This is a genomic window from Actinoallomurus sp. NPDC052274 (genome assembly GCF_040679475.1).
Lineage (GTDB): Bacteria > Actinomycetota > Actinomycetes > Streptosporangiales > Streptosporangiaceae > Actinoallomurus > Actinoallomurus liliacearum.
In genome coordinates this window covers 1-1,245 of the sequence record NZ_JBFAUT010000150.1, presented here as the reverse complement: position 1 = coordinate 1,245, position 1,245 = coordinate 1, and the positions used below count along the sequence as shown (strand labels likewise).

Sequence of the window (1,245 nt, the reverse complement as noted above, 5' to 3'; positions counted from 1 at the left end):
AAAGAATAATACCAAAGAAGTATATTAATTAAGTTTCTGTTATAATACTTAGGTCGTCTTACTTCCGGCGATAGATTCGGCGGAAGGAGGAGAAATCATGAGTTTAATATTTGTTTGTATAATAGCACCTATTATAGTAGAGTGCTGTGTTGCGATTTTCACGTTTTGGCTAAACAACCGCATTAAATAAGGCGACATAGCCTCACCACTAAAGAACCCCAACCTACTGGCATAGGTTGGGGTTCGGTGATACATGAGTTCAATATTTGTTATTTTTAGTATATCTTGCATGAAGAAATTTGTAAAATTAAATAGATATTCGAATGAACTAATTATGTAATCGTCGACAATGTTTCATACTAAATTTGTGACTTAGTCTTTTTATCATTCATCGCTTAAAATTATACTTCATATCATTAAAAGGCCAAAATCTTAAAATAACTTTTCCTACGATTTGTTTTTTAGATATTAACCCCACCTCAGAATATCTACTATCAATACTGTTTGTCCTATTGTCTCCGAGAACTAAATACTTATCTTTAGGTATTATCATTTTATTTTTAGATCCCTTTATATTTGATACATTAAAATCTTCTGTTAAATTTTCACTGGAGTTATTCATTTTTTTATTATAGTCAAGGTAAGGTTCTTTGATATAATTTTTATTGATATATAACTTGTCATTTTTATATTCAATTTGATCTCCTGGTTTACCAATCAATCGTTTTATAAAGTCATTATTGCTATTTTGATGAAATACAATAACATCTCCAGACTTTAAGTGATTTAATGATTTGGATATTTTGCTGACTACTACTTTATCTTTATTGTTAAACGTTGGATACATTGATAATCCTGATACAGTATAAGGTTTAAATAAAAAATTATTTACTAAAAATAATAGTAATATAGCTACTATTATGGCTATTAACCATTCCTTAAATTCTTTTTTCATTACATAATTTCCTTTTTAGATTTTATAAATTTTATCCTATTTTAGGATATCACTTATATTTTTAATATCCTACCAAAAGTAGTTCATTATTTATGATGTCTTTTCTTTTTTAGTGATAAGACAAATCCCATTATTAAAGGAAATAAAAGCAAAATATAGATGTAGCTCATTTAAGTTATTATTCTTCCCATTTTTCTTCTAATTGACGTTGAAATGCCTCTCGATCTTGTTTTAATTTTGCATCTTCGTCATGTGACTCTTGAGATTGTTTATATATCTTGTCGTCTAAC

General features: G+C 27.5%; 2 protein-coding genes. One reads left to right on the top strand and one right to left on the bottom strand.

Going from position 1 to position 1,245, the window contains the following annotated elements; genetic code table 11:
* Nucleotides 1-97 precede the first annotated feature (97 nt).
* Nucleotides 98-190 (top strand): type I toxin-antitoxin system Fst family toxin, encoded by a 93-nt coding sequence (locus AB0K82_RS44560; RefSeq protein ID WP_364409826.1) that lies wholly within the window; start codon nucleotides 98-100, stop codon nucleotides 188-190.
* A 198-nt stretch (nucleotides 191-388) separates the two neighbouring features.
* Here AB0K82_RS44560 and lepB read toward each other — a convergent pair whose 3' ends face one another.
* Nucleotides 389-955: a signal peptidase I gene (gene lepB / locus AB0K82_RS44555; protein ID WP_049389643.1), complete on the bottom strand. Its 567-nt coding sequence runs from the start codon at nucleotides 953-955 to the stop codon at nucleotides 389-391.
* Between the last annotated feature and the right edge of the window lie 290 nt (nucleotides 956-1,245).